Consider the following 26031-nt stretch of genomic DNA (forward strand, 5'->3'; position numbering starts at 1 on the left):
TTTAAAGCATAGGCTTTCATGATTATTGCTCCAAAACGGTTCGCATCGCTTTGGCCTTTACCAAACATTCCTCGTATTCATTCACAGGGTCACTTTTGGCAGTAATGGCACTACCTACAGAATAAGACACATATTTTGTACTCGCGTTATACAAGATACTCCGAATAACCACATTAAAATCAAAATCATTGTCCGGAGTGAAATACCCCACGGCACCGGAGTACAAACCACGTTTGGTTTCTTCCAGGTCTTCAATAATTTTCATGGCTGAAATCTTTGGTGCTCCCGTCATGCTTCCCATAGGAAAAGTCGTTTTAATGATGTCTACAGGATGCTTATCTTTTTCAACCTTAGCGGTTATTGTGGAGATCATTTGGTGCACCTGATCAAACGTGTAGATCCGGCATAATTCTGCTACTTCCACACTTCCTTTTATGGCTGTTTTAGACAAGTCATTTCGCACCAGATCCACGATCATAATATTTTCACTTCGCTCCTTATGATCTCGCGCTAATCGCTCTTTTAAAGCCTTATCCTCGTTAGGGTTTTCTGATCGGGGTGCAGTTCCTTTTATAGGCTGCGACAACACCAGATCTCCGGTTTTCTTGAGATAGCGTTCCGGCGAAGCCGACATCAAATACTTATCAAAACACTTTAAAAAACTCGCAAAAGGCGGATTGGAAATGGCGTTGAGCTTACGGTAAATTTCGATAGGTTCGATGGTGGTATCCTCAGCATAAAATTCCTGACAAAAATTAGCTTCGTAAATGTCGCCGCGGTGAATATGCTGAAGTAAGTTGTGTAACTTTTCAAAATAAGCATCTTTATGGATGCGCAGGTGAATTTTTATGGATTCCTCAAACTTCGATTGCTTAGTGCTTTCAATTGAACTTATGGACTCAATATCCCGATTCATGTCATCACTGACCATATTGAGATACTGTATTTCAACACCATCTCTTTTGATAAGAAACAATTTTTTAGGCTGAAAAAAATAAAGATCAGGAAAGCCTAAACCGTCGAAATTATTTGAACTTAAATCCTCCACAGCATTCTTCAGATCATAACTCAAATAACCAAAGATCCAATCTTTCGTAGTGCCTTGATAGGCTTTTAATTTCTCAAATGCATCGTGATAATCCGTTTGAATACTGGTAAAGGCATCGACAGCCAGAACGGCTTCAAAACTGCCGTATTTTTGATGATGTTGGTTCGAATCCAACCATAAGATATCATCAAATTGTTGCGCCCAAAGTTGCAACTGGGTTTTAAAGACCTCCGGATTTTCGGGATTATAAAACTGTTTTGTTCTCAATAGCGAATCTTAATGACACAAATTTACTGAGAATACTCAAAAAATTAGGATTTTTGTATCTTACTTTCAAAGAAAATCTATGTACACACTTCGCAATGCCCTGTTAGAGATCGGGGTAAAAAATCCAGGTGCTGAACTTTGTAAAATAAGCGGTTTAAAAACCCATTTAGAATTTATGTGGGATGCGCAACTGGATATTTGGGGCAGTCATGCACCCAACCTCTTCCCTATTATTGGTGCCTTGAAAAAGGATTCATTTGTTTTTGAAGGTACTACTTACAGCCTTCCGAAACACGGTATGATCAGGAATAATCCGAAGGTTTATCTGGTTGATCAAACTGAAAATAAGTTGATCTTTGGATTGGATTATAGTGAAGAAACCCTGAAACAGTATCCTTTCAAATTTGAATTTAGAATTTCATTTACATTGATTGAAAATCGAATAACGATCGATCATCACGTTAAAAATTGCGATTCCAAACCATTGTATTTCTCATTGGGCGGACATCCGGCTTTCAAATGCCCGGTTTTTAAGGATGATGCTTACAGTGATTATTTTTTAGAATTTGAAACTGAAGAAACTTCAAAAACACATCTGATAAATCCTGCTAACGGACTGATATCAAATCGGACAAAACCAACCTTAGAGCATACTAAAACGCTCCCATTAACGCATGATCTATTCAATGAGGACGCTCTCATCTTTAAAGATTTAATTTCCCGAAAAGTTCAATTAAAAAGCCAAAATCACGGCACCATTTTATCTGTGACATATCCTGATTTTAATTACCTGGGGATCTGGGCAAAACCTAATGGCGATTTTGTATGCATTGAACCCTGGTTGGGCATAGCGGACCATGAGGACCATGATCAAAATTTCAAAACCAAGGAAGGCATATTAACTTTAGATTCTAATAAAACATTTCATGCTTCCTATGAAATCGAAATAAATAAGAAGCACTTGTAGTTGAAATAAAACAGTACCTTTGCCCGCAAACTGCAGTTATGCAAAGCTTCGACGATTTAAATTTAAATACGCCTTTACGAAATGCCCTGGACGATCTTGGGTTTAAAACGCCTACGCCTATACAGGCGGAGGCTTTTAGTGTTGTAGCTTCAGGTCGGGATATGGTTGGTATTGCTCAAACCGGTACCGGAAAAACCTATGCTTATATGCTGCCTATTCTTAAAAGTCTGCCCTATTCAACACAAGATAATCCACGGGTACTTATTTTAGTTCCAACACGAGAATTGGTTGTGCAAGTGGTTGATGATATTGAGAAACTTTCAAAATACATTAATACCCGCGTTTTAGGGGTTTATGGTGGAACCAATATCAATACTCAAAAACAGGCTATTGCTCAAGGATTGGATATTTTAGTTGCTACTCCAGGACGTTTATACGATCTGGCTTTAACCAGGGTATTGAGATTAAAATCTATTCAGAAATTAGTCATCGATGAAGTTGATGTGATGCTGGATCTGGGCTTTCGTTTTCAAATTACCAATATTTTTGAACTCCTGTCGAAGCATCAGAACATCATGTTCTCAGCGACCATGACCCATGACGTTGATGCCTTGATCAATGATTTCTTTAAAGCTCCCGAACGTGTATCTATCGCAGTTTCGGGAACACCTTTGGAGAATATTGCACAAAGCCGCTATAAAGTTCCAAACTTTAATACCAAAGTAAATCTGTTGGTTGAACTTCTTAAAGATCAGGAAATCTTCAACAAGGTTTTGGTTTTTGTAGATTCCAAACGCATGGCCGATCGTTTATTTGAGGCTTTAGATGCCTTTTATAAAGAAGACTTAGCAATTATTCATTCAAATAAAACACAAAATTATCGCTTAAGAAGTATCGAACAGTTTCGAAAGGGCGACAATCGTATTTTGGTAGCTACAGATGTTATGGCTCGTGGCTTGGATATCGATAATATAAGTCACGTTATAAATTTTGACACCCCGGATTATCCTGAAAATTACATGCATCGTATTGGGCGAACAGGTCGTGCCGAACGTGAAGGGCACAGTATTTTATTTTCAACAGAAAAAGAAGAGGAATTTGTAACACAGATAGAAGACCTCATGCAAATGACAATTCCGTTGCTTGATCTTCCTGAAACTGTCGCCATTTCAGATGAACTTATTCCTGAAGAACGGCCAAAAATTAAAGAGCACTACAACCCCTTAAAACAACGTGATGAAGATGCACCCGGACCGGCTTTTCACGAAAAGAAAGAAAAGAACAAAAAAGAGAATTTAGGAGGAAGTTATAAATTCAAGATCGCTAAAAAGTACAAGAAACCTAAAACTCGCGGCGATAAGAACTACAATAAACGCCATAAAGGAAAATAAAAAAACCTCTCCAAAAGGAAAGGTTTTGTTTTTTGATTGATGGATGGCATCTATTCGTTATCGTCTTCTACTTTTTTTAAACCACGCAAAATAAGGATACCAAGTCTCGCAAAAAGAAAAGTAACTAATCCAAATGTTGCCGCAAGTAAAGATACTTTAAGTCCGCCGGCAAACAGTGCCGGAGACGGATTTCCTATGGCTTCAACGCCATCAAAGGCGCCAATCAAACCTATTACAGATCCTAAAAATCCAAAAACCAAACCGAGAAGACTACTGTCAGCGGTAAGTTTTAGCATTTTATTTACTAATGCCGAATTCGTTTTTAATTTTAAAAATCCAAAAACTATGAATCCTATAGAAATTAGAAAACAGAGTAATATTGGTGTCATAAACACAGGATTGCCCTCGTAAAACCGTTCAACAAATGGATTTCCTATTAATGGAATACGAATAAAGGTTAAAATAAATGAGTACATATGAGTTCGTTTTTTTGATTAATACCCTCCAAAAGTAGGCTATAAATCCTGTGTCTTTTTTAAAATGCGATGAATAACCGGATTAGTATGGGTTTTAACAAGATGTCGAAACGGGCGCTAATTCCGTTATTCGTCTACAAAATACAAATCGTGCTCAAAATTATAGTATTATTGTAGCTTAATTAGCTCAAATGTTCACAAAAGCAGCAATTAAAAATCTTTTGATTCGGATTTTTCTACACCTCCTATTTTGGTGCGGCGTATTGCTTTTTTTTACTTATTTTTTTGGTGGCGACATTTCAAAACTAAATGATGCCATGGCATTTTCACTTTTTTTGATGCCGATAACCATTGCTACCACCTACGTATCCATTTACAAGTTAATACCCGATTATCTGGTTACCAAACGCTATGGGTTATTCGCCTTATACAGTGTTTACACTTTTATCATATCCTGTTATCTCATCATGTTATCCATATTTTTCAGCCTGACTTATCTAGCTGAATTTCAGTATAATAACATGAATCCGGCCACGAGAAATATTTTATATGTGGCTACAAGTGTTTATATCGTTGTGTTTTTGGCAAGTGCTTTTAAACTCCTTAAGATCAATTTAAAACACAGTGAAGAAACTAAAAAACTGGAAACTAAAATTCTGGAGACACAGCTTAAATTGAAAGAACAGGAGTTGCATTATTTGAAGATGCAGATCCATCCGCATTTTTTATTCAATACTTTAAATACGATGTATGGCTTCGCTTTGCGCAAAGCGGAAGAAACGCCTGAAATGATCTTGAAACTCTCTAATTTACTAGATTATTTATTGTATCAATCCGACAAACCTTTTGTTGCGCTTTCAGATGAAATGGCACACATTGAAGACTACATCGCTCTTGAAAAAATGCGCTTTAACAAGACTTTGAATATTGAATTTATAAAAGATCATATTCCAAAAGATCTGAAAATCGCTCCCATGCTATTGTTACCTTTCATTGAAAATAGTTTTAAACATGGCGCTATCAAAAATGGGGTTTTAGATATCTTCATACAGTTGAAATGTAGTGGCAGAACTATTTTTCTACTTGTTGAAAACACCAGCACAAAACCTGAATTTTCAAATAAAGGTATTGGCTTAGAAAATATTAAAAAGCGTTTACATATCCTTTATAAAAACAATCATAAATTGGTGATTAATAAAACCGACGATAGCTTTAATGTTGAATTAAAATTAGATTTGAACTAAGTGGGAACAGTACGAAGAACCATAAACTGCCTGATCATTGATGACGAAGCTGTAGCCCGCGAAGTTATTGAAAGTCATCTGGCCAAAATAAAGAACATCCATGTGGTGGCGCGCTGTAGTACCGCTATGGAAGCCTTTCAATATATCAGCTCAAAACCGATCGACCTTGTTTTTCTGGACATCAACATGCCCGAAATATCAGGGATCGCCTTTGCGAAATCCATCAACAAGAATATCAAAATTATTTTTACAACGGCATATCGGGATTATGCTGTGGAAGGTTTTGAATTACAGGCTGTAGATTATTTGTTAAAACCAATCGCCTTTGAGCGTCTTTTGAAAGCAGTGAACACTTACTTTGACGTGTATTTGGAATCGAAAAAACAACTTCCCCCTACATCAGATGACAACACATTTATGTTTGTGCGGTCTGACAGAACGATGACAAAAATTGATTTTTCTGAAATTATTTACATCGAAAGCTTCAGTGATTATTTGAAAATCCATCTCACTGACAAAACCGTTGTAACCAGAGAAACCATCAGTGCCATAGATGCCAAGCTTCCGAAAACCCAATTTTTAAGGATTCACCGTTCCTATATTATTGCAATTCCTCGTATCGTATCATTCACCAACGAATATATCACCATTGCCAATACGGCTTTATCCATAAGTAGAAGTTATAAAAATGAGGTTCTCAAAACTTTAGAACAGTATTTTTAAAAGCTCAAATAACGTGCTGAATTTATCGTTTTATATAGTTAACTTTGCATCAAAATTTTTGAAATGAAAAAATATTTTCTTCTCCTTTTTTTAGTTGTTTCAACACAAGTTTTCGCGAACCCTATGAAATCCTTTTGGGGACCTACCGGACACCGTGTGGTTGGTCAAATTGCTGAAAATTATTTAAGTGTGAAGGCTAAAAAAGCCATAGATAAACTTTTAGACGGTCATGGATTAGCCTTTGTTTCAACATATGCCGATGATATTAAGGCAGATAAACGTTACGATAAATATTACAGCTGGCATTACATCAATATGCCTATGGATCAGGATTATCAGGAATCGGAAAAAAATCCGGATGGCGATCTGGTAACAGGCATCACAAAATGTATGGAAGTCATTAAAGATCCTAAGACTTCAAAAGAAGATAAAGCCTTTTATTTAAAACTCCTAGTACATTTTATTGGCGACTTACATCAACCAATGCACATTGGTTTAGCTGAAGATCGCGGTGGTAACGATTTTAAAGTACAATGGTTTTATAACGACTCTAATTTGCACCGCGTTTGGGATAGTGAGATGATAGAAAATTATAAAATGAGTTATTCTGAACTGGCTGCAAATGCTGATATCCTTTCCGCGCAACAAATAAGAGATATTCAAAAAGGAACAGTTGTAGACTGGGTTAATGAAGTACATCAGTTAACCCGAAATGTTTACGACCATGTAAAGGAAGGCGAAAACCTGCGTTACCGTTATGCTTATGACAATTTTGGAACGGTGCGTACGCAACTCCAAAAAGCAGGTGTTCGATTGGCAAAAGTGTTAAATGATTTATTCAGTTAGATCATTGAATAGAATATTAAAAAATAAAAAAATCCCTTTCATCAACTGAAAGGGATTTTTTTTATCTATGTTTTAGGTGATTACACGTGAAGCGCACGGTCTTCTGTGGCTGCAAGCGCAGCTTCTTTAACAGCTTCAGTGTACGTTGGATGCGCGTGTGACATTCTGGCTACATCTTCAGCAGAAGCACGATATTCCATAGCTACAACAGCTTCAGCAATTAAATCTGCAGCTCTGGCACCGATCATGTGAACGCCTAAAATTTCATCCGTTTTCTTATCAGCTAAAATTTTAACAAAACCATCAGTATCCATACTGGCACGACTTCGTCCTAAAGCACGCATGGGGAATTGCCCTGATTTGTATTCTATGCCTTCCTCTTTAAGTTGTTCTTCGGTTTTACCAACAGATGCCACTTCCGGCCAGGTATATACCACACCCGGAATTAAATTATAATCGATATGCGGCTTTTGTCCTGCAATCGTTTCCGCTACAAAAACACCTTCTTCTTCTGCCTTATGCGCTAACATAGCACCTTTTACCACATCACCGATCGCGTAAATATTTTTAACATTGGTTTGCAGATGTTCGTTTACTTCAACGCGTCCTCTATCATCAAGTTTTACTCCGGCAGCCTCAGCGTTCAAGCCATCTGTATAGGGTTTTCTTCCTACAGAAACTAAACAGTAATCCCCTTTAAACTCAACATCTTCACCTTTTTTGTTTTCTGCTTTCACGATAACCTCATCGCCTTTGCGCTCCACAGATTTCACTTTGTGAGATACTGCAATTGAGAATTTTGCTTTTTTGAAGACCTTATTCAATTCCTTTGAAAGTCCACTATCCATGGTTGGGATAATGCGGTCCATATATTCAACGATGGTTACTTCAGCACCAAGTCGGCGATACACCTGACCAAGCTCCAAACCAATCACACCACCACCAATAATGATTAAGTGCTTAGGTACTTCTTTCAATTTTAAAGCCTCTGTAGATGTAATGATACGTTCCTTATCAATATCAATAAATGGTAAACTTGCTGGTTTGCTTCCGGTAGCAATTATTGAATTTTTCGCTTCAATCTCCGTGGTCTCATCACCTTCAATAGTGATATGTGTAGCATCTTTAAAGCTACCCATACCATGGTAAACATCGATGTTATTCTTCTTCATTAAAAAATCAATACCACCGGTAGTTTGATCTACAACCTCCTGCTTTCTGGAGATCATTTTTTCCAAATTTACTTTTACTTCACCGGGAATATCAATACCATGTTCTTCAAAATGTTTTACAGCATCCTCAAAATGATGTGAAGAATCTAATAAGGCTTTACTGGGAATACAACCCACATTCAAACACGTACCACCAAGTGTGGCATATTTTTCTATAATAGCGGTTTTTAAGCCTAACTGGGCGCAACGAATGGCACCTACATATCCTCCGGGCCCTGAGCCTATAACGGCTACATCGTATGATTTCATAGTTTTATTTTTGGTAAATCGAAAGTTTTATAAACTGAAGTCAAAAGTACGAATGTTTTGTCGGAAGACCATATAAAAAATTGCCATAAAGTATGATAATTTGCGTAGTTTTGTGCTGCATGCAAAAGAAGATCAACATACAGAACAGAAAAGCCCGGTTTCAATACGAAATTTTGGATAAATACATGGCTGGAATTGTGCTCACCGGAACCGAAATAAAATCGATTCGCGAAAGCAAAGCTTCTATTGCGGAAAGTTTTTGTGAATTTAATGAAAAAGGCGAATTATTTGTGGTGAATATGACTATTGAAGAATACAAATTCGGGAATTATTACAACCACCGACCTAAGGCTGAGCGCAAATTATTACTTACCCGACGCGAACTAAAAAAATTGCACAAAGAAGTTAAAAATTCGGGGCTGACCATTATTCCGTTGAAACTTTTTATCAACGATCGTGGCTTGGCTAAATTGAATATCGCTTTAGCTCGCGGTAAAAAGTTATACGATAAACGCGAAACCATTAAAGATCGGGAAAGTAAACGACGTTTAGATCGCATTAAGAAGATCTATAACTAAGCGTTGTTTTATAAAATGCAACAACGAGACCTTATTATCTTAAATGGGTTTACAATGAAAAAATTATTTTTTGCAGCACTTCTATTAATTATAATATTCAGCTGTAAATCTTCAGAAGTTTCGTTTGTAAATCCGGAACTTTTTGGAACCTGGGTATGGATCAGCACTGATGGTGGCATCGGCAATCATATCCATAACACACCCGAATCAACCGGATTCACTATTGAATTAAGGCTAAATAAAGATTCCGAATACAGTCTATATAAAAGCAAACTGAGAATTGGAACCGGTAGTTATCATATAACCGAGAAAAGGTCTCTTTTACAAAATAAGCTGGCTGCATTTATCACCTTGGATGAAAATGCAAATGATTCAAGCAACATCATTTCTTCCGGCATGTTAATTCTTGAAAAAAAGGATACTCTTATAATATCTCAGGATGTTTATGATGGTGTTGGAAGCACCTTCGCAAGACTAAAATAACTCACCTATTTTTTCCCGATAAAATCACGTAAGCCTGCCAAACTTAGCAACGCCCCTACAACCAGTGATGCATAATACCAGGGTTCACTCATGCTATAACTACTTCCGTCGAACATCGAGTTCACTGCTTCCTGTAATTCATTCGTTGGTTTATGATTCAGTGCCCATACAATGATGAAGATTCCTATGGCTAATAAAATAATGCCTCTAAGCGTTTTATTCATTTTGTTTTTAGTTTAGTTTCAACTAAGATAACGTTTTAAAATAAATTAAACTCCTGATATTCACAGGAAGTTTTTTCTTATTTTAGAGGACTTAAACGCCATGCCGTTTAGATCATTGAAACTAATCAAAATCAAAATTACTATGAAATATTTTATTGCGCTTTTCAGTTTATGTCTGATCTCCTTAAGTTGCAAACAACAAGAACAAAAAACAGTTTCTTCTGATACTGAAAGTCATTATCTGGATTATTCCAACAGGGATGATGCTTTGAGTGGTGGTGTTAAAATGATCCCTATAAAAACCGATAAAGGCACCTTTAACGTTTGGACAAAGCGTGTTGGAAACAACCCAAAAATGAAAATGCTTTTACTCCATGGAGGTCCTGGTGCTACGCACGAATATTTTGAATCTTTTGATTCTTATTTCCCTGAAGCCGGGATAGAATACTATTATTACGATCAGCTGGAATCAGCTTACAGCGACCAACCGAATGACTCTACGCTATGGACTTTAGACCGCTATGTTGATGAAGTGGAACAAGTACGCAAAGCTCTAGATCTGGACAGTACCAACTTTTATTTACTGGGGCATTCCTGGGGCGGTATTGTAGCCACGGAATACGCTTTAAAATATCAAAAGAATCTCAAAGGTTTGGTTATTTCTAATATGGTGGCCTCTGTTCCGGAATATAATAAGTATGCTCAGGAGGTATTAGGTCCGCAGTTACCACCTGAGGTTTTAAAAGAGGTTAAAGATCTCGAGGCAAATAATGAATTTGATAATCCTAAATACAGTGAGTTATTGTTCAAGTATTTTTACACGCAACATATTCTTAGAATGCCATTGGAAGATTGGCCGAATCCTGTGAATCGCGCTTTCGAAAAGTTGAACAACGGCCTATACGTTTACATGCAAGGCCCTAGTGAATTTGGTATTACCGAAAGCGCTAAACTATACACCTGGGACCGCAGTAAGGATCTTCCTGAAATTAACACACCAACGCTCATCATTGGCGCGGCGCACGATACGATGGATCCTAAATACATGGAATGGATGTCTACACAAGTTCAAAACGGTAGTTTCTTATTATGCCCGAATGGAAGCCACATGGCCATGTACGACGATCAAAAAACTTATTTTGACGGCTTGATCAATTTTGTGAAAAAGGTAGATATTGATGCTTCCTATTAAATAAGAATTGAGATTGCGTGTTCTATTAACTGTGAAAACAGGATGCTACTTTGCACTGTAAAATTTTAAGACTTTCATTGCGTTTTTATGACTGAGAATAATTATTTTGCTCATAATTTAAACACCACTATGAAACACCTTGTGCTCGTTTTGTCTTTTACGCTCTGCATTAATAGTATTCATGCCCAGAAAAAAGATGATGATACTTCAAAAAATGCTGAAAACCCGGTTGAATTTTCTATAGACAGTTCACGCGTTCTAACCCTTGATAAAACCATAAAGACCCTCTATCGTTCTATTTCAGGAGGGAAAAACGAAAAAAGAAATTGGAAACAGTTCAAATATCTTTTTAAACCGGATGCCAAACTTATTCCCTCCGGTATCAACGAACTAGGTCAATATATGGTGAATTACATGTCGCCGGATGATTACATCAAAAATTCAGGTACATGGCTTGAAGAAAACGGCTTTATTGAAAAAGAGATCCATCGTGAGATTGATGCTTTTGGAAATATCGCTCATGTTTTCAGCACCTATGAAGCTTATTTAACGCACGATCAGAAAACACCGTTTATGCGGGGTATCAATAGTATTCAACTACAATTTGACGGCAAGCGCTGGTGGATCGTAAACATTTTCTGGACGCAGGAAACCAAATACAATCCCATACCAAAAACATACTTACCAAATAACTACTAAAAAGCATGAAAATATTCTCTAAAAAAATTCAAGTTTTACTATTTCTTTTAACTGTTGGTACGACACTAAGTTTTGCCCAAGAAAAGGCTCAACCGGTTTTCAAGGATGGAAAGGCTCAAATTGTTGACGCATTTAATACACCCGATAAATGGATACGCGAAGATTTGTTTGTCGAAACTACGTTTGATTCGGATGGTGACGGGAAATTAGATCGGATGCATGTGGATGTTACCAGACCTTATCAAACGGAAACAGAAGGCTTAAAACTACCGGTGGTTTATGAGTCCAGTCCGTATTACGCAGGTGTAGCTCGCGGAAATGGTGATGAATTTTGGGATGTTAACCACGAATTGGGTGTTTGGGGTCCGGAACATACCCATCCTGAGGTAATTCGAACCGGAGAACGACCTATCATTTCAAATTCTCAGATTTCAACCTGGGTGCCAAGGGGTTATATTGTGGTGCACTCCTCTTCCCCGGGAACAGGTTTATCGCAAGGTGCTCCAACAGTTGGTGGCGATAATGAATCGCTTGCACCAAAAGCTGTTATTGATTGGCTAAACGGGAGAGCAAAAGGCTACACAGAACCTTATGGAGGTGAAGAAGTTAAAGCCTATTGGACAACCGGTAACGTTGGCATGACAGGCACATCATATAATGGCACCATTCCTTTAGCGGCTGCAACCACAGGTGTTGATGGACTAAAGGCTATTATTCCTGTAGCACCTAATACGTCATACTATCATTACTACCGCTCGAATGGTTTAGTCCGTTCACCGGGCGGTTATTTGGGCGAGGATATTGATGTGCTTTACGATTTTATTAATAGTGGTGATGAAGCCAAACGAGCCAGAAATAATAAGGTGATTCGTGATACTGAAATGCGCAATGGTCAGGATCGAATTACCGGTGATTATAATGATTTTTGGGCCGGCCGCGATTATTTAAACGATATGGCTCCTATGAAGGCTGCGTTATTCATGTCGCACGGGTTTAACGATTGGAATGTGATGCCTGAGCACAGCTATCGCATTTTTAAAAAAGCTGAAGAGATGGGCCTGGAAACACAGATCTATTATCATCAGAACGGTCATGGCGGACCACCGCCGATCGCTATGATGAATGCCTGGTTTACGCATTATTTATTTGGAATTGATAACGGTGTGGAAAAATCGGAAAACAAAGCTTATATCGTAAGAGAATATGATGACAGGGATAACCCGACACCTTACGCCGACTTCCCAAATCCGCAATCTCAGGATGTTACGCTGCACCTTACACCGGGAGCTCCAGGGTATGGTGGACTAACCCTTGAAAGCACTTCAAATCAAGGCACAGAAACGTTGGTTGATAATTACTCTTTTGCCGGTGAGGCACTTGCTCAGGCAGAATTCACAGAGCATCGCTTATTGTATCTCACCCCAAAATTAAAAGAAGATATTCACATTTCAGGTCTTCCTAAAATAACGGTAAAACTGGCCAGCAGTAAACCGGCAGCCAACTTGTCTGTATGGTTGGTTTCTTTACCCTGGGAAGATGGTCGTCGCACCAGAATTACCGATAACATTATTACCAGAGGTTGGGCAGATCCACAAAACTATAAGTCCTTATCAGAGAGTAAGCCTCTTAAACCCGGAAAGTTTTATGAAATTACCTTTGATCTAGAGCCGGATGATCAGGTTATTCGAGCCGGACAACAAATTGGGTTGATGATCTTTTCAAGTGATAAGAATTTTACACTGCATCCTAAACCGGGGACTGAATTAACAATAGACCTGGACGGAACCTCACTGACTTTACCAATAGTAGGTGGTTTGACAAAAGACAAGTTCTAAAGTCATATTTGGAAATTAATAAGATGGCTAAAATCCCGAGACATATCACTTTAAGTTTACTCTTAACTTTGGTATTGCAGAGTTTGGGTTTAGCACAATCAGCCTATATACCCTGGAGTAAAGACACACGATTACAATGGGAGGATTTTCAAGCCGAACCCAATTTAAATATTATTGGTTATGCTCAAACTTCCTATAAAATTGAAATATTACCCAGAAATATTCTTGTGGATGAAAATAATAACATTCAGAATCCTAATGTTTTAAAGGCTGAAGCCCATTTTTATAAAAATGAATCCTGGGTCTTTAAAAAGGATGATAATTTATTAGCTCATGAGCAATTACATTTTGATATTGCGGCCTTATTCGCTTTTAAGATCAGAAAAGAATTTTCAAAATTAAGTAAGAACAAGATTAGGGGTTTTGATACCTATTTAAGAGTTTATAAAGATCTGTGGAGAGCTTGTGATGTACTTCAGAAAAAATATGACCGAGAAACTAACCATGGTTTAAATTGGGATAAAAATAAAATTTGGATCGATACGATCACCGGTCAACTAAATGAGCAATTAATTTAAACCTCTTCGTGATGAAAAACATCAATTATATCTCCATTTTTTCATTGTTCTTCATGTTTTTAGCCTGTGATAACGGGAAAAAAGAACAAAATATTAAACAATGGAAGGAAGAGATCGCACAAACAGAAAAGGCCTTTAGCACTATGGCACAGGACAAGGGAATGAATGTGGCTTTCCTCCATTTTGTTGCCGATGATGGTGTTTTACTACGTAATAATACTTTGGTAAAAGGTAAAGCAGATATTAAAGAATACATGAAAAATAGCAACTCTAAAGGCTTATCGTGGGAGCCCAGCTTTGTGGAAGTTTCTGCTTCCGGAGATCTGGGATATACGTATGGCAACTATATCTACAAGTATCAGGATTCTCTTGGAAATGAAAAATCCAGTAAAGGTATTTTTCACACGGTCTGGAAACGCCAACCGGATCGTACCTGGAAATTTGTCTGGGATTAGTTTAATTCTTGTCCTCTAGAAGCGGTACAAATCTGAATTCACCATAATCGTGCTTTTCAAATTCTTTTTGTCCTTTTCGAATAATGAGGGTCATGGTTTGGACATCATCGCCAACAGGAATCACTATTCGACCTCCAATTTTAAGTTGCTTCAATAAGGCTTTAGGAACAAAAGGTGCTCCGGCTGTAACAATAATACTGTCAAAAGGTGCTTCTTCAGGTAATCCTTTATACCCATCACCAAAAATGAGTTTTTTAGCACGGTAACCTAGTTTTGGCAAAAATTTACTGGTTTTTTTAAAGAGTTCCTGTTGCCGTTCAATGCTATATACGCGAGCGCCAAGTTCACATAAAACCGCCGTTTGATAGCCACTGCCCGTACCTATTTCCAGAACCTTATCGCCTTTTTTAATTTCGAGCAATTCCGTTTGGAACGCTACCGTGTAGGGTTGTGAAATGGTTTGGTCTGCAGCAATAGGGAATGCTTTATCCTGGTAGGCATGATCCAAAAAACCTGAATCCATAAAAAGATGTCGAGGTATCTTTCCAAGGGCCTTTAAAACGGGTTCGCTTTGTATTCCCTTGGCTTTTACGGTTTCAACAAGTTTCTGGCGTAAGCCTCTATGTTTAAAAGTATCGGTCAATTTTAATGGCATTTCAGAGGTTAAAGTTAGATAAAGATTTCAAAGCTAAAAACAATTTAATAAGAATTTATTTTTCCTAAAATTCCACCCAAATATTCCTTAGTTTTAGCTAAATTGAAGCTTAAATTATTTTATTTTTGTTGAAAATGTAAAAACTTATGCTAAAAGCCGGTGTACTAGGTGCAGGTCATCTTGGAAAAATTCATTTAAGATTACTAAAACAATCAGAAAAATATCAACTCGTCGGATTCTATGATGCCGACATAGAAAATGGTAAAAGAGTAGCAGAAGAATTTGGTTACCATTTATTCAATACTGTAGACGAACTTATTGATGCCGTTGATATGGTGGATATCGTAACACCTACCCTTTCACATTATGAATGCGCCAAAAAAGCTATTGCAAAAGGCAAACATATCTTTATTGAAAAGCCCATAACAAATACCGTTGAAGAAGCAGAACACATTCGTGAACTATTGGCAGAACACGGATTACGAGGACAGGTTGGGCATGTAGAACGCTTTAACCCGGCGTATCTGGCGGTAAAAAGCGAAATTAAATTGCCTATGTTCATAGAAACACACAGGCTTTCAGAATTTAATCCACGAGGTACCGATGTTCCGGTGGTTTTAGACTTGATGATCCATGATATTGATATCATTTTAAGTATCGTTAAATCAAAAATAAAAAACATTTCCGCCAGCGGCGTAGCTGTTATTAGTGACACGCCAGATATCGCTAACGCCAGATTAGAATTTGAAAACGGCTGTGTTGCCAATTTAACGGCAAGTCGTATTTCATTAAAGAAAATGCGTAAAGCACGCTTCTTTCAAAAGGACGCTTATATTTCAGTAGACTTCCTTACGAAAAAATGCGAAGTCGTTAAAATGAAAGATGCTCCCGAACATCCCGGCGATTTTGATATGGTTTTACAGAATGCTGAAGGCGTTAGAAAACAGATTTATTTCGATAATCCAAAAGTGGAGAACAACAATTCTATTTTAGATGAATTGGAAGCTTTTGCACACGCTATAACAACCAATACTACACCAGTAGTAACACTTCACGATGGCACTGAAGCCTTACGTGTTGCTACAAAGATTATAGAGTGTTTTTAATTTTTTACCAATTAATACACTTGAAAATTTCAAACTTTAATTATTATGGTTTTTAAAATCATGATACACTAAACTAAATTTTAATACATGAAACATATTGCAGTAATAGGTGCAGGAACTATGGGAAATGGTATCGCACATACTTTTGCACAAAACGGATTTAAAGTTAACCTTATTGATCTTCATCAATCATCCCTGGATCGCGGTATTGCAACCATTGCAAAGAATCTCGATCGTATGATCGCGAAGGAAAAGATCAGTGAAGCTGATAAAAATGAAACCTTAGGTAATATTATCCCATTCACGGAATTATCAAAAGGCGTAAAAAACGTAGATCTTGTGGTTGAAGCCGCTGTAGAGCATGTTGATATTAAATTAAAAATATTCAAAGATTTAGATGGTTTATGCGATCCAAAAACCATTTTAGCCACCAACACATCCTCTATTTCCATTACACAAATTGCCGCAGCAACGGAGCGTCCTGATAAAGTGATAGGGATGCATTTTATGAATCCGGTGCCGATCATGAAACTCGTTGAGATCATTCGTGGTTACAGTACTAGTGACGAGGTAACGAAAACCATTATGAGCTTATCTGAAACCTTGGGTAAAGTTCCGGTGGAAGTCAATGATTATCCCGGATTTGTTGCAAACAGAATTTTAATGCCCATGATCAATGAATCCATTGAAACACTATACAACGGTGTTGCCGGTGTATACGAAATTGATACCGTGATGAAACTTGGTATGGCGCATCCTATGGGACCTTTACAACTTGCTGATTTTATTGGATTGGACGTATGCCTTTCTATATTGAATGTGATGTATGACGGATTTAAAAACCCAAAATATGCCCCTTGTCCCCTTTTGGTGAATATGGTTCGCGCCGGAAAATTAGGTGTGAAATCGGGTGAAGGATTCTACGATTATTCAGAAAGTAAAAAGGCTGAGACCATAGCAGCTCAATTTTCAAATTAAAAAAAGAAAACTTCCGATATGGCTAAAATAAATCCTTTCAAAGCCGTGCGCCCAACGCGGGATAAGGTCAGTTTAGTGGCTTCGCGTTCCTATCAAAGCTACACGCAGGATGAACTGGAAGCTCGATTGGACTATAATCCGTTTTCTTTCTTGCACATCATCAATCCCGGATACAAATACCATCAGGATATTACGGGTAAAGAACGCTACACTTTAGTGAAAAATCGGTATTTGGAATTCAAGGAAGACGGCATATTCGTTCAGGATGAAAAGCCTGCTTATTACATTTATAAAATTGTAAATCGTGAAGGATTTGCTTTTTCAGGAATCGTGGCAGCCGCTTCCGCGGAAGATTATAGGAACGACATCATCAAAAAACATGAGGACACTATTGAGTTTCGGGAACGTATTTTTAAAGATTATTTAAAAACCGTTGGGTTCAATGCCGAACCGGTACTACTCACCTATCCTGATAATCATGTGATCGGTTTGATCATTGAACAAATACAGAGCGAACGTGCCGAATTTGAATTCACAACAACCTATCGTGATACGCATTATTTATGGAAGTTAGAAGATCCTAAATTAGTAAAGAGTATCAAGGACGAATTCGAAAAAATGGATACCTTATACATCGCTGATGGTCATCATCGCTCAGCCTCATCGTGCTTGTTAGCCGATGATCTGAAATCTGAAAATAAAAATCACACCGGCAAGGAACCTTATAACTTTTTTATGAGTTATCTGATTCCGGAATCTCATTTGAAAATCTACGAATTTAACAGACTCGTAAAAGACCTCAATGGTTTATCAAAGGAAGCATTTCTAATTAAATTAGACGCCGTTTTTCGCATTGAAAACCGTGGCTCAGAGCTTTATAAACCAACGAATAAACATCACTTTAGTATGTATCTGGACGGCGATTTTTATTCGTTGTATTTAAGGAAAAGTAATTATAGTTTTAATACGGCCCTGGATGCTTTGGATACGCAGATTTTATACAAAACCGTATTGGAACCTATTCTTGGCATTAGCGATTTAAGAAATGATACGCGTATTGAATATTCTTTTGGGAGAAACGATCTGGTAAACATTAAAGATAAGGTTGATGAGGGCTTTTTTAAAGTGGGCTTCGGTCTGGTACCAATAACGATAGAAGAAATGAAAGCCATCGCTGATGAGGGCCTTACTATGCCTCCAAAAAGCACGTTTATTGAACCCAAATTACGAAGCGGTGTAACCATCTACGAATTTTAAAAACAAGATTTTATGAATATTCAAGAGAATCTGGAACATATTAAAGCCGAATTACCTGATAATGTAACGCTTGTTGCGGTTTCAAAAACGAAACCCAACGAGGACATTATGGAGGCTTACAATGCCGGCCATAGGATATTTGGTGAAAATAAGGTTCAGGAAATGACGGATAAATATGAGGCTTTACCGAAAGATATTGAATGGCATATGATCGGTCATGTTCAAAGTAATAAAATAAAATACATGGCACCGTTTGTTTCATTGATCCATGGCGTAGATCGGATGAAATTATTGAAAGAGATCAATAAACAAGGGGAAAAGAACGATCGGGTTATAAACTGCTTACTTCAAATTAAAATAGCTGAAGAAGATTCTAAATTTGGAATGACAGCAGAAAAAGCCGGGGAAATTTTAAATTCTGATGCTTTAGCAGCATTCAAATTTGTGAATATTCGAGGGTTTATGGGTATGGCAACATTTACCGATGATGAAACTCAGGTTAAAAAGGAGTTTTCATTTTTAAAAACCACTTTCGATAAACTTAAAAGGTATCAAAGGCCTAATTGCAATCTCGAAATTATCAGCATGGGCATGAGTGGCGATTATAAAATTGCCATAGATTGCGGTAGTAATATGGTTCGTATTGGAAGTAGTATCTTTGGTTCACGGGAATAAAATAGAATTATTTGTACGCAATATTAGACATAGAAACGACAGGTGGAAAGTATAATGAAGAGGGTATCACTGAAATTGCTATTTACAAATTTGATGGGCATGAGGTGGTCGATCAATTTATTAGCTTAGTCAACCCTGAGCGCGAAATACAACCTTTTGTGGTTAACCTTACCGGTATTAACAACACCATGCTTCATAGTGCTCCCAAATTTTATGAAGTTGCAAAACGTATCGTCGAGATTACTGAAGACTGCATTCTGGTAGCACACAATGCTCAATTTGACTATCGTATTTTATCTACGGAATTCAAACGTTTAGGTTTTGATTATGACCGACGATCATTATGTACCGTAGAATTGTCTAAAAAATTAATTCCCGGGCAGGATTCTTACAGTCTGGGGAAATTGGTACGCTCCTTAGGCATACCTGTAACCGATCGTCACCGAGCCTCTGGTGATGCTATTGCAACGGTAAAACTCTTCAAACTTTTATTAAGCAAGGATACCGATAAACAAATTGTAAGCGATGCGGTAAGATTGAATCCAAAAAGACAATTAGAACCGAGACATATTGATATCATTGCTGAAATGCCCTCTGTAACAGGTGTTTATTACATGCATGACGAAGCCGGAAAGATCCTTTATATTGGTAAAAGTAACAACATTAAAAAAAGGATCAATCAGCACTTCACAGGAACCGATAGAAAATCAAAAAAGATTCAGGCGAAGGTTACGGAAGTTACCTACGAAGCTACAGGTAGCGAGCTCGTGGCCTTGCTTAAAGAAAGTGAAGAAATAAAACGCGTAAAACCTATATTTAATCGGGCTTTACGCCGCAGTATATTTACTCACGCCTTATACAGTTTTGAGGACGAGGAAGGCTATATTAATTTAAAAATAGACGCTGCAGATGGTAGAAAAAAACCCATTACTACCTTTAGCAACCGTATGAGTGGTAAAAGTTTTTTAAGTAAAGCTGTCGAGGATTATAACTTATGCCAGAAATTAGTGGGACTCTACAAAACAAAATCAAGTTGTTTTAAATACGAGATCAAAGAGTGCCATGGCGCGTGTATTGGCGAAGAATCTATAGAATCATACAATGAACGTGTAAAAGCCTTGATAGAAAAAAACAGTTACGCAAATAAAAATATGGTGATCATCGATAAAGGACGTGATGTTGATGAACGCAGTGCTATATTAATTGAAAATGGTGTTTTTAAGGGGTTGGGATTTTTCAACCTCAATTATCAGATAACTAATATTAAGGTTTTAGAATCCATAATAACACCAATGAAAAATAACCGTCATACACAGCACATCATTCAAAGTTATCTTAGAAGGAATAAACGTCTAAAGTGTATTTCATTGGATTAAATTTCAAATTTATTTTTGATTATTTCTTACCTCCATTTATTGCTTTATTAGATTGATTTTCAGCATTTTTTACAAAGGAATTAAAATTAATGCTTAAAATTTCAGCCATTGAAAAACACCCTATTGAAATCAAAAGTTGTTACATTTTGCAATAAAACACTATATTTAAATGCTAAAGATTTTTCATCTTTTCATATCAGATAAGTTCTATATTTCAATTTCAATAAAAATAAATATTCTGATATATTTAGACTAAAAACCAACTAAACCAACCATGAAAACTTTTTATTTCTCCCTAAGTCTACTCCTAATCAGCTTTTTAGTTATGGGTCAAACCCCTGAAGAATTCAATTATCGCGTTTCATTGAGCGACATTAATTTGACGCATTATGAAAAGGATTCTACTGCTAATGCCCTGGTTCTTTTTGAAAGTGGAAAAAGCTATGTTGATAATAAAGAATATGACCTGAATACGGAGGTTAAATACAAGATCAAAATATTTAATAAGGAAGGTTTTGATGAAGCTAATGTTCAGGTTTTACTATATAAAGGCGATAGCCGACACTACGAAAAAATTAAAGATATAACAGCAACTACGTATAACCTGGAAAATGGTAAAGTAGAAAAATACCAGTTGGATAAAAATGATATTTTTAAAGAAGAATACGATGAGAAACGAACACTTGTAAAATTTACATTACCGCATATTAAAGAAGGATCGGTAATCACCTATTCCTACAAAGTGATCTCCCCGTATTTTTTTAATTATTACCCCTGGAATTTTCAAGGTGATATCCCAAAACTTTACAGCGAATATCAAGCAAGCATACCCGCAAACTGGGAATACAATATTAAACTTACAGGTGCTCAAAAACTATTAATTAACAAGAGTGATGTTGAAAAAGATTGTTTACGTTACATCTCCGGCGCCTCAGCTGGTTGTTTTAAGGCTTTCTATGCCATGAAAGATATTCCCGCTTTTGTAGATGAAGATTATATGACCAGCGAATCAAATTATCGCGCCGGAATAAGCTATGAACTAAAAGAATTTAAAGGTTTTGATGGTACAGTAACAAAATATACCAAGTCTTGGGATGCCGTTGATAATGAAGTAAAGACCGATCAGAACATTGGAAGACAACTTAAAAAATCTGTTGATGCCAAAGATCTTTTAAGTTCCGGTATACTGTCTGAGCCTGATGCTCTAAAACGTGCTAAAGCTATTTACAAATACGTGCAGAACAATTATACCTGGGATGGCCATACTCGAATTTTTTCAGAAACCGATGTCAAGGATCTCGTAAAGAATAGATCCGGTAATATTGGATCCATTAATATTCTTTTACATAATCTACTCGAAGAAGCGGATATCACTGTAAAACCTGTTTTGGTCTCTACCCGGCAAAACGGATTTCCTACTAAATTATATCCGGTATTATCCGATTTTAATTATATCATTATTCAAGCTACTATAAACGGGAAAAACTATTTGCTGGATGCCTCAGATAAGTTCAACGCTTTTGGCTATTTACCCTTTCGATGTTTGAATCAGTACGGTCGATTAATGGATTTTGATCATGGCAGTCAGTGGATCGATCTTAATCCGAAAAGCACCTCTGTAATGATGTACCAGGTAGATGTTGATTTTGATGATGATCTCGGTTTTGTTGGTGAAGTTTCAGGAAAAAGTAAAGGTTATTTGGCAATGAATTTAAGTGAATCCTATTATCCTAATCCGGATCAATATGTTGAAAAGCTACAAAACACCTCACCATTCATAGAAATTTATGATTATGAAGTACCCGATCAGAATGAATCCGATGACACTTTTGAAGAATCCTTTAAAGTTGAGTACAACCCTGAAAACACCGGTGATCTGGTTTATATAAATCCATTCATTATCCGGTGGTGGAATGAAAATCCCTTTAAACTTCAGGAACGCAGTTATCCTATTGATTTCGGTTACAAGAAAAGTTTCATGTACATTTATAAATTAAACCTTGGTGAGGCCTATACCGTTGAAAGCAATTTAAAAGAAACCATTGTAACGCTTCCAAATAATGCCGGTCGCCTGGCCTTATCGAGTAAAGTTCTAGGGAATACCATTAATCTTACCATGCGTGTTGATTTTAAGGAATCGCTCTATGCTCCTGAATTCTATCCTTATTTGAAAAAATTCCTAAGTAAAATTGTAGACATCCAAAAAAATTCGGTTCTTGTACTAAAGAAAGTTTAAGTGGTTTTACACTAAATGGCATCCAAAGCAAATAACCAAAACTGGAGGGAAAAACTTCATGAGATCATATATGAGGCAGACACCCCTGCCGGAAAGTTGTTCGATGTTATACTCCTGATTGTTATCGTAGCCAGTATCCTAATTGTGATGTTGGAAAGTATCAAAGGCTTCGGTACGCGACATTACAACATATTAAACTGGGCAGAATGGATAATCACCATTTTGTTCTCTTTGGAATATGTTGCTCGTATAATTTGCGTTAAAAAACCCTTCAAATACATTTTTAGCTTTTATGGGATCATCGATTTTTTATCGACGGTACCCAAATACATTTCCTTCTTTTTTGGGGGTATCCATGCCCTGGCGGCTTTGCGAGCTCTGCGCCTTTTGCGTGTTTTCAGAATCTTAAAACTCGCCCGATATTTGGGTGCTTCAAAAAATTTAGTAAATGCATTAAAAGCCAGTAAGGCAAAAATTTTTGTATTCCTATTCGTCGTCCTTATTGTATCCATCATTCTGGGTACCATCATGTATATGGTGGAAGGTGAAGAAAATGGCTTTACCAACATCCCTAAAAGTGTGTATTGGTGCATTGTAACTTTAACCACAGTAGGATTTGGCGATATTGCACCGCAAACACCTCTTGGACAGTTTATTGCTTCTTTGGTAATGATCCTTGGTTACGGTATTATCGCGGTACCGACAGGCATTGTTTCTGCCGAATATACCAGCCAGAAAAATAAAGACACATCGGTACCAGATGTCAATTTAAATACCCAATCGTGTAGTAATTGTTCAGCTGGAAATCATCGGGATAACGCCGAATATTGTTACAATTGCGGTTATAAATTAAATCATGGATAAGGTACTCATTTCCATTGTTGGACCTACTGCAATTGGCAAGACCAGGCTGAGTATCCTTTTGGCCAATTACTTTAAAACCGAGATTATTTCTGCTGATTCAAGGCAGTTTTTCAAGGAAATGCAAATTGGAACTGCTGCGCCTACGGCGGAAGAACGAGCTGCAGCACCACACCATTTTATTCATCACAAATCTATAAAAGACAATTATAATGTTGGTGCTTTTGAAAGAGACGCTTTGGAATGTCTCGATTCTCTTTTTAAAAAACACAACGTTGTAATTATGGTTGGAGGCTCGGGACTTTACGTTGATGCGGTAACCAAAGGTTTGGATGATTTTCCTGATGTTGATCCGGAAATTCGTGAAAATCTAAATGAAATCCTTCAAAAGGAAGGTTTAAAAACACTACAAGAACAATTAAAAACCCTGGATCCAAAAAGTTATGAAAATATCGCCATCGATAATCCGCATCGGGTTATTAGAGCCTTAGAAATTTGTATCGGAACAGACAAACCCTATAGTTCATTTCTAAAAAATAAAACAAATGAACGCCCATTTAAAACCATAACCATAGGTTTAACAGCGGAAAGGAAACTTATTTATGACCGAATCAATAAACGTGTTGATTTGATGATGGATGAAGGTTTATTAAATGAAGTAAAGGCTTTAGAGACATTTAAATCAGAAAATGCCTTGAATACGGTAGGTTACAAGGAAATCTTTAAGTATTTGGAAGGTGATTGGGATTTGGAGACTGCGGTAAGTGAAATCAAAAAAAATAGTCGGCATTTTGCAAAACGACAACTAACCTGGTTTAAAAGAAATGAAGCTACGCTGTGGTTCGATCACGATACAAATCCGGAGCAGATCATGGCGCGAATTGAACAGGAATTGTCCTGATTACTCCAGCGTAACCTCACTAAATTTTGAGTCGATCAAAATGGTTTTATTACTATTCATTTTTTCATTGGAATAGGAAGAAACTGAAGGATCTAAAGGTGATGCTTCCGAATTTAAAAACTTAGAACGGGTTCCTTTATAACTCAAAAGATAGTCTACTTGAGGTAACGCAACAAACGACTCGCTGTTTTCAAGAGTTAAATTTAAATTCGTAAAATCATTACTGATATTTGAGATTTCTAAATCCCCGATATTACTTTCAATAACGGCGTTACCATTAAAATTATCAATTTTTACACTGGACGTGTTCGCGGTTAGCATCAGGTTCTTAACCAGATCGAGTTTGGCGTCTTTTACATAATTCAAATGTAATTCTCCTAAATTCCAGGTTTTTACATAAACCGGAGAATAAGAGGCATTAATGGAAGTCTTGCTTCCATTAATGCTCTCAGCTGTTAGTTTTGAATAGGTAAGATCAGCCCTCAGATCGTCGATGTTGGAGGCAAACTCCAAAGCACCATGACGCACATCAAGTTTTAATTTAGCGTCTTTTGGCATTCTGATCTTTATGGTCTTTTTAATTTTACTTTTAGAAGGATCCAGGCTTTGAGTTCGCATCATGGCACGTTGTTTATGACGTAAATCCTCTTGTTTTTCACGTAATTTGGCTCTGGCCTCATGAGCTTTGGCTCGTTCCTCCGCTTGAGCTTCCATGCGTTTAGCCTTCTCCTCCATTTGTTGAGCATAGCGCTCACCCAATTCCTCCATTTTTTTACCATACTTTTCTTCAAATTCTTTTCCGAATTTCTCACCCCATTCTTCCATTTGCTTACCGTATTTTTCTTCAAATTCCTTTCCATACTTTTCACCCCAGGCTTCCATTTTCTTCACGTAATCGTCGTTATAAACGGATCCTACGCGCTTACGATACTCTTCCAAATATTTGTCACCATCCTTTTTGTAAGCTTCATAATCGAAACTCATACTTTCAGCTCCTTCAGGTAGTTCAGGAAGCGGTGGCATAGGTGGCATGGGTGGCATGGGTGGCATGTTCGCCATTTCAGGCATCGGTGGAATCTCAACATTAAAGTCAAGATTTTGAAGATCGGCTAATTCAAATTTTAGCTCTTCCATAACTTTTGAAACGGCCTCGTTAATTTCAGCATTGTTTCTCAAATGCCACATGGGGCCATCTCCCTTTGTAGTAATGGTGATCTTGTTGGAATTGGCATCAATGTCGATGTTCCATTCATCAGCTACTTTCTGGAGTTCCTCTTTACTCACATTATCTCCGGTAACATAAGCTTCAATACTCACCGTATTCTTGTTCCATGTATCGAAAATAATATTGGTGTAACTGGTGTTCAGGTCGATAGCTACATTTTTGTCTGCCTTTAAAGATTTTGAGGTCTTAGAGACTTTTTCCTGACTAAACCCTGTGGTCGCCAGCAAAAAGCACAGCACCAGGTGCGATAATTTAATTACATTCTGTTTCATTT

26 protein-coding genes are annotated in these 26031 nt (G+C 37.2%); 20 read left to right on the forward strand and 6 right to left on the reverse strand.

Annotation, left to right across the window (positions count from 1 at the left end):
* Nucleotides 1-22: 22 nt before the first annotated feature.
* Nucleotides 23-1315 (reverse strand): aminodeoxychorismate synthase component I, encoded by a 1293-nt coding sequence (gene pabB / locus ABD682_RS13865; protein WP_344742165.1) that lies wholly within the window; start codon nucleotides 1313-1315, stop codon nucleotides 23-25.
* A gap of 79 nt (nucleotides 1316-1394) precedes the next feature.
* Here pabB and ABD682_RS13870 point away from each other — a divergent pair, with 79 nt between their 5' ends.
* On the forward strand, nucleotides 1395-2282 hold the full coding sequence (locus ABD682_RS13870) for an aldose 1-epimerase family protein (protein WP_344742166.1): 888 nt from the start codon (nucleotides 1395-1397) through the stop codon (nucleotides 2280-2282).
* 38 nt (nucleotides 2283-2320) lie between these two features.
* Complete coding sequence (locus ABD682_RS13875; protein WP_344742167.1) at nucleotides 2321-3673, forward strand: DEAD/DEAH box helicase; 1353 nt, start codon at nucleotides 2321-2323, stop codon at nucleotides 3671-3673.
* Nucleotides 3674-3723: 50 nt separating this feature from the next.
* On the opposite strand, the gene ABD682_RS13880 is transcribed toward ABD682_RS13875, so the two are convergent.
* Nucleotides 3724-4149: a MotA/TolQ/ExbB proton channel family protein gene (locus ABD682_RS13880; RefSeq protein WP_344742168.1), complete on the reverse strand. Its 426-nt coding sequence runs from the start codon at nucleotides 4147-4149 to the stop codon at nucleotides 3724-3726.
* A gap of 317 nt (nucleotides 4150-4466) precedes the next feature.
* Here ABD682_RS13880 and ABD682_RS13885 point away from each other — a divergent pair, with 317 nt between their 5' ends.
* The 3 genes from ABD682_RS13885 (at nucleotide 4467) to ABD682_RS13895 (ending at nucleotide 6962) form a co-directional block, all read left to right on the forward strand.
* The gene (locus tag ABD682_RS13885; RefSeq protein ID WP_344742169.1) at nucleotides 4467-5393 is read left to right on the forward strand and encodes a sensor histidine kinase; all 927 of its coding nucleotides are present in this window, start codon (nucleotides 4467-4469) and stop codon (nucleotides 5391-5393) included.
* Nucleotides 5394-6116: a LytR/AlgR family response regulator transcription factor gene (locus ABD682_RS13890; protein WP_344742172.1), complete on the forward strand. Its 723-nt coding sequence runs from the start codon at nucleotides 5394-5396 to the stop codon at nucleotides 6114-6116.
* Nucleotides 6117-6179: 63 nt separating this feature from the next.
* A complete protein-coding gene (locus tag ABD682_RS13895) occupies nucleotides 6180-6962 on the forward strand; it encodes a S1/P1 nuclease (RefSeq protein ID WP_344742173.1) in 783 nt (260 codons plus the stop codon).
* Between the two features lie 80 nt (nucleotides 6963-7042).
* Here the strand turns inward: ABD682_RS13895 and lpdA are convergent, their stop codons facing one another.
* Nucleotides 7043-8443 carry a dihydrolipoyl dehydrogenase gene (gene lpdA / locus ABD682_RS13900; protein ID WP_344742174.1) on the reverse strand — a complete coding sequence of 467 codons (1401 nt, stop codon included), beginning with the start codon at nucleotides 8441-8443 and terminating at the stop codon, nucleotides 7043-7045.
* Between the two features lie 119 nt (nucleotides 8444-8562).
* Here lpdA and smpB point away from each other — a divergent pair, with 119 nt between their 5' ends.
* A complete protein-coding gene (gene smpB / locus ABD682_RS13905) occupies nucleotides 8563-9021 on the forward strand; it encodes an SsrA-binding protein SmpB (RefSeq protein ID WP_344742310.1) in 459 nt (152 codons plus the stop codon).
* Between the two features lie 54 nt (nucleotides 9022-9075).
* On the forward strand, nucleotides 9076-9504 hold the full coding sequence (locus ABD682_RS13910) for a hypothetical protein (protein ID WP_344742175.1): 429 nt from the start codon (nucleotides 9076-9078) through the stop codon (nucleotides 9502-9504).
* A 5-nt stretch (nucleotides 9505-9509) separates the two neighbouring features.
* Here the strand turns inward: ABD682_RS13910 and ABD682_RS13915 are convergent, their stop codons facing one another.
* Nucleotides 9510-9728 carry a hypothetical protein gene (locus tag ABD682_RS13915; protein ID WP_344742177.1) on the reverse strand — a complete coding sequence of 73 codons (219 nt, stop codon included), beginning with the start codon at nucleotides 9726-9728 and terminating at the stop codon, nucleotides 9510-9512.
* 142 nt (nucleotides 9729-9870) lie between these two features.
* Here ABD682_RS13915 and ABD682_RS13920 point away from each other — a divergent pair, with 142 nt between their 5' ends.
* The 5 genes from ABD682_RS13920 (at nucleotide 9871) to ABD682_RS13940 (ending at nucleotide 14487) form a co-directional block, all read left to right on the forward strand.
* Nucleotides 9871-10920: a proline iminopeptidase-family hydrolase gene (locus ABD682_RS13920; protein WP_344742178.1), complete on the forward strand. Its 1050-nt coding sequence runs from the start codon at nucleotides 9871-9873 to the stop codon at nucleotides 10918-10920.
* Between the two features lie 129 nt (nucleotides 10921-11049).
* Nucleotides 11050-11619, forward strand: coding sequence for a hypothetical protein (locus ABD682_RS13925; protein ID WP_344742180.1), 570 nt, complete (start codon nucleotides 11050-11052; stop codon nucleotides 11617-11619).
* 5 nt (nucleotides 11620-11624) lie between these two features.
* Complete coding sequence (locus tag ABD682_RS13930; protein ID WP_344742181.1) at nucleotides 11625-13454, forward strand: Xaa-Pro dipeptidyl-peptidase; 1830 nt, start codon at nucleotides 11625-11627, stop codon at nucleotides 13452-13454.
* Nucleotides 13455-13477: 23 nt separating this feature from the next.
* A complete protein-coding gene (locus ABD682_RS13935; RefSeq protein ID WP_344742182.1) occupies nucleotides 13478-14032 on the forward strand; it encodes a DUF922 domain-containing protein in 555 nt (184 codons plus the stop codon).
* Nucleotides 14033-14043: 11 nt separating this feature from the next.
* Nucleotides 14044-14487, forward strand: a complete 444-nt coding sequence (locus tag ABD682_RS13940) for a YybH family protein (RefSeq protein ID WP_344742184.1) — start codon at nucleotides 14044-14046, stop codon at nucleotides 14485-14487.
* A 1-nt stretch (nucleotide 14488) separates the two neighbouring features.
* Here the strand turns inward: ABD682_RS13940 and ABD682_RS13945 are convergent, their stop codons facing one another.
* Nucleotides 14489-15130 carry a protein-L-isoaspartate(D-aspartate) O-methyltransferase gene (locus ABD682_RS13945; RefSeq protein ID WP_344742311.1) on the reverse strand — a complete coding sequence of 214 codons (642 nt, stop codon included), beginning with the start codon at nucleotides 15128-15130 and terminating at the stop codon, nucleotides 14489-14491.
* A 158-nt stretch (nucleotides 15131-15288) separates the two neighbouring features.
* On the opposite strand from ABD682_RS13945, the gene ABD682_RS13950 reads away from it, so the two are divergent.
* From ABD682_RS13950 to miaA, 8 genes are all read left to right on the forward strand, one after another.
* Nucleotides 15289-16248: a Gfo/Idh/MocA family protein gene (locus tag ABD682_RS13950; protein ID WP_344742186.1), complete on the forward strand. Its 960-nt coding sequence runs from the start codon at nucleotides 15289-15291 to the stop codon at nucleotides 16246-16248.
* An 87-nt stretch (nucleotides 16249-16335) separates the two neighbouring features.
* A complete protein-coding gene (locus ABD682_RS13955) occupies nucleotides 16336-17226 on the forward strand; it encodes a 3-hydroxybutyryl-CoA dehydrogenase (protein ID WP_344742187.1) in 891 nt (296 codons plus the stop codon).
* 18 nt (nucleotides 17227-17244) lie between these two features.
* Nucleotides 17245-18483, forward strand: coding sequence for a DUF1015 domain-containing protein (locus ABD682_RS13960; RefSeq protein ID WP_344742188.1), 1239 nt, complete (start codon nucleotides 17245-17247; stop codon nucleotides 18481-18483).
* 12 nt (nucleotides 18484-18495) lie between these two features.
* Nucleotides 18496-19158, forward strand: a complete 663-nt coding sequence (locus tag ABD682_RS13965) for a YggS family pyridoxal phosphate-dependent enzyme (RefSeq protein WP_344742189.1) — start codon at nucleotides 18496-18498, stop codon at nucleotides 19156-19158.
* A gap of 11 nt (nucleotides 19159-19169) precedes the next feature.
* On the forward strand, nucleotides 19170-20534 hold the full coding sequence (locus ABD682_RS13970) for an exonuclease domain-containing protein (protein ID WP_344742191.1): 1365 nt from the start codon (nucleotides 19170-19172) through the stop codon (nucleotides 20532-20534).
* A gap of 274 nt (nucleotides 20535-20808) precedes the next feature.
* Complete coding sequence (locus tag ABD682_RS13975) at nucleotides 20809-22770, forward strand: DUF3857 domain-containing protein (RefSeq protein WP_344742192.1); 1962 nt, start codon at nucleotides 20809-20811, stop codon at nucleotides 22768-22770.
* A gap of 15 nt (nucleotides 22771-22785) precedes the next feature.
* Complete coding sequence (locus tag ABD682_RS13980; RefSeq protein ID WP_344742193.1) at nucleotides 22786-23634, forward strand: ion transporter; 849 nt, start codon at nucleotides 22786-22788, stop codon at nucleotides 23632-23634.
* The gene (miaA, locus tag ABD682_RS13985; protein ID WP_344742194.1) at nucleotides 23627-24532 is read left to right on the forward strand and encodes a tRNA (adenosine(37)-N6)-dimethylallyltransferase MiaA; all 906 of its coding nucleotides are present in this window, start codon (nucleotides 23627-23629) and stop codon (nucleotides 24530-24532) included. Before ABD682_RS13980 ends, miaA begins: the two co-directional genes overlap by 8 nt.
* Here miaA and ABD682_RS13990 read toward each other — a convergent pair whose 3' ends face one another.
* Complete coding sequence (locus ABD682_RS13990; protein WP_344742195.1) at nucleotides 24533-26029, reverse strand: hypothetical protein; 1497 nt, start codon at nucleotides 26027-26029, stop codon at nucleotides 24533-24535.
* Between the last annotated feature and the right edge of the window lie 2 nt (nucleotides 26030-26031).

The organism is Gaetbulibacter aestuarii (genome assembly GCF_039537665.1).
Lineage (GTDB): Bacteria > Bacteroidota > Bacteroidia > Flavobacteriales > Flavobacteriaceae > Gaetbulibacter_A > Gaetbulibacter_A aestuarii.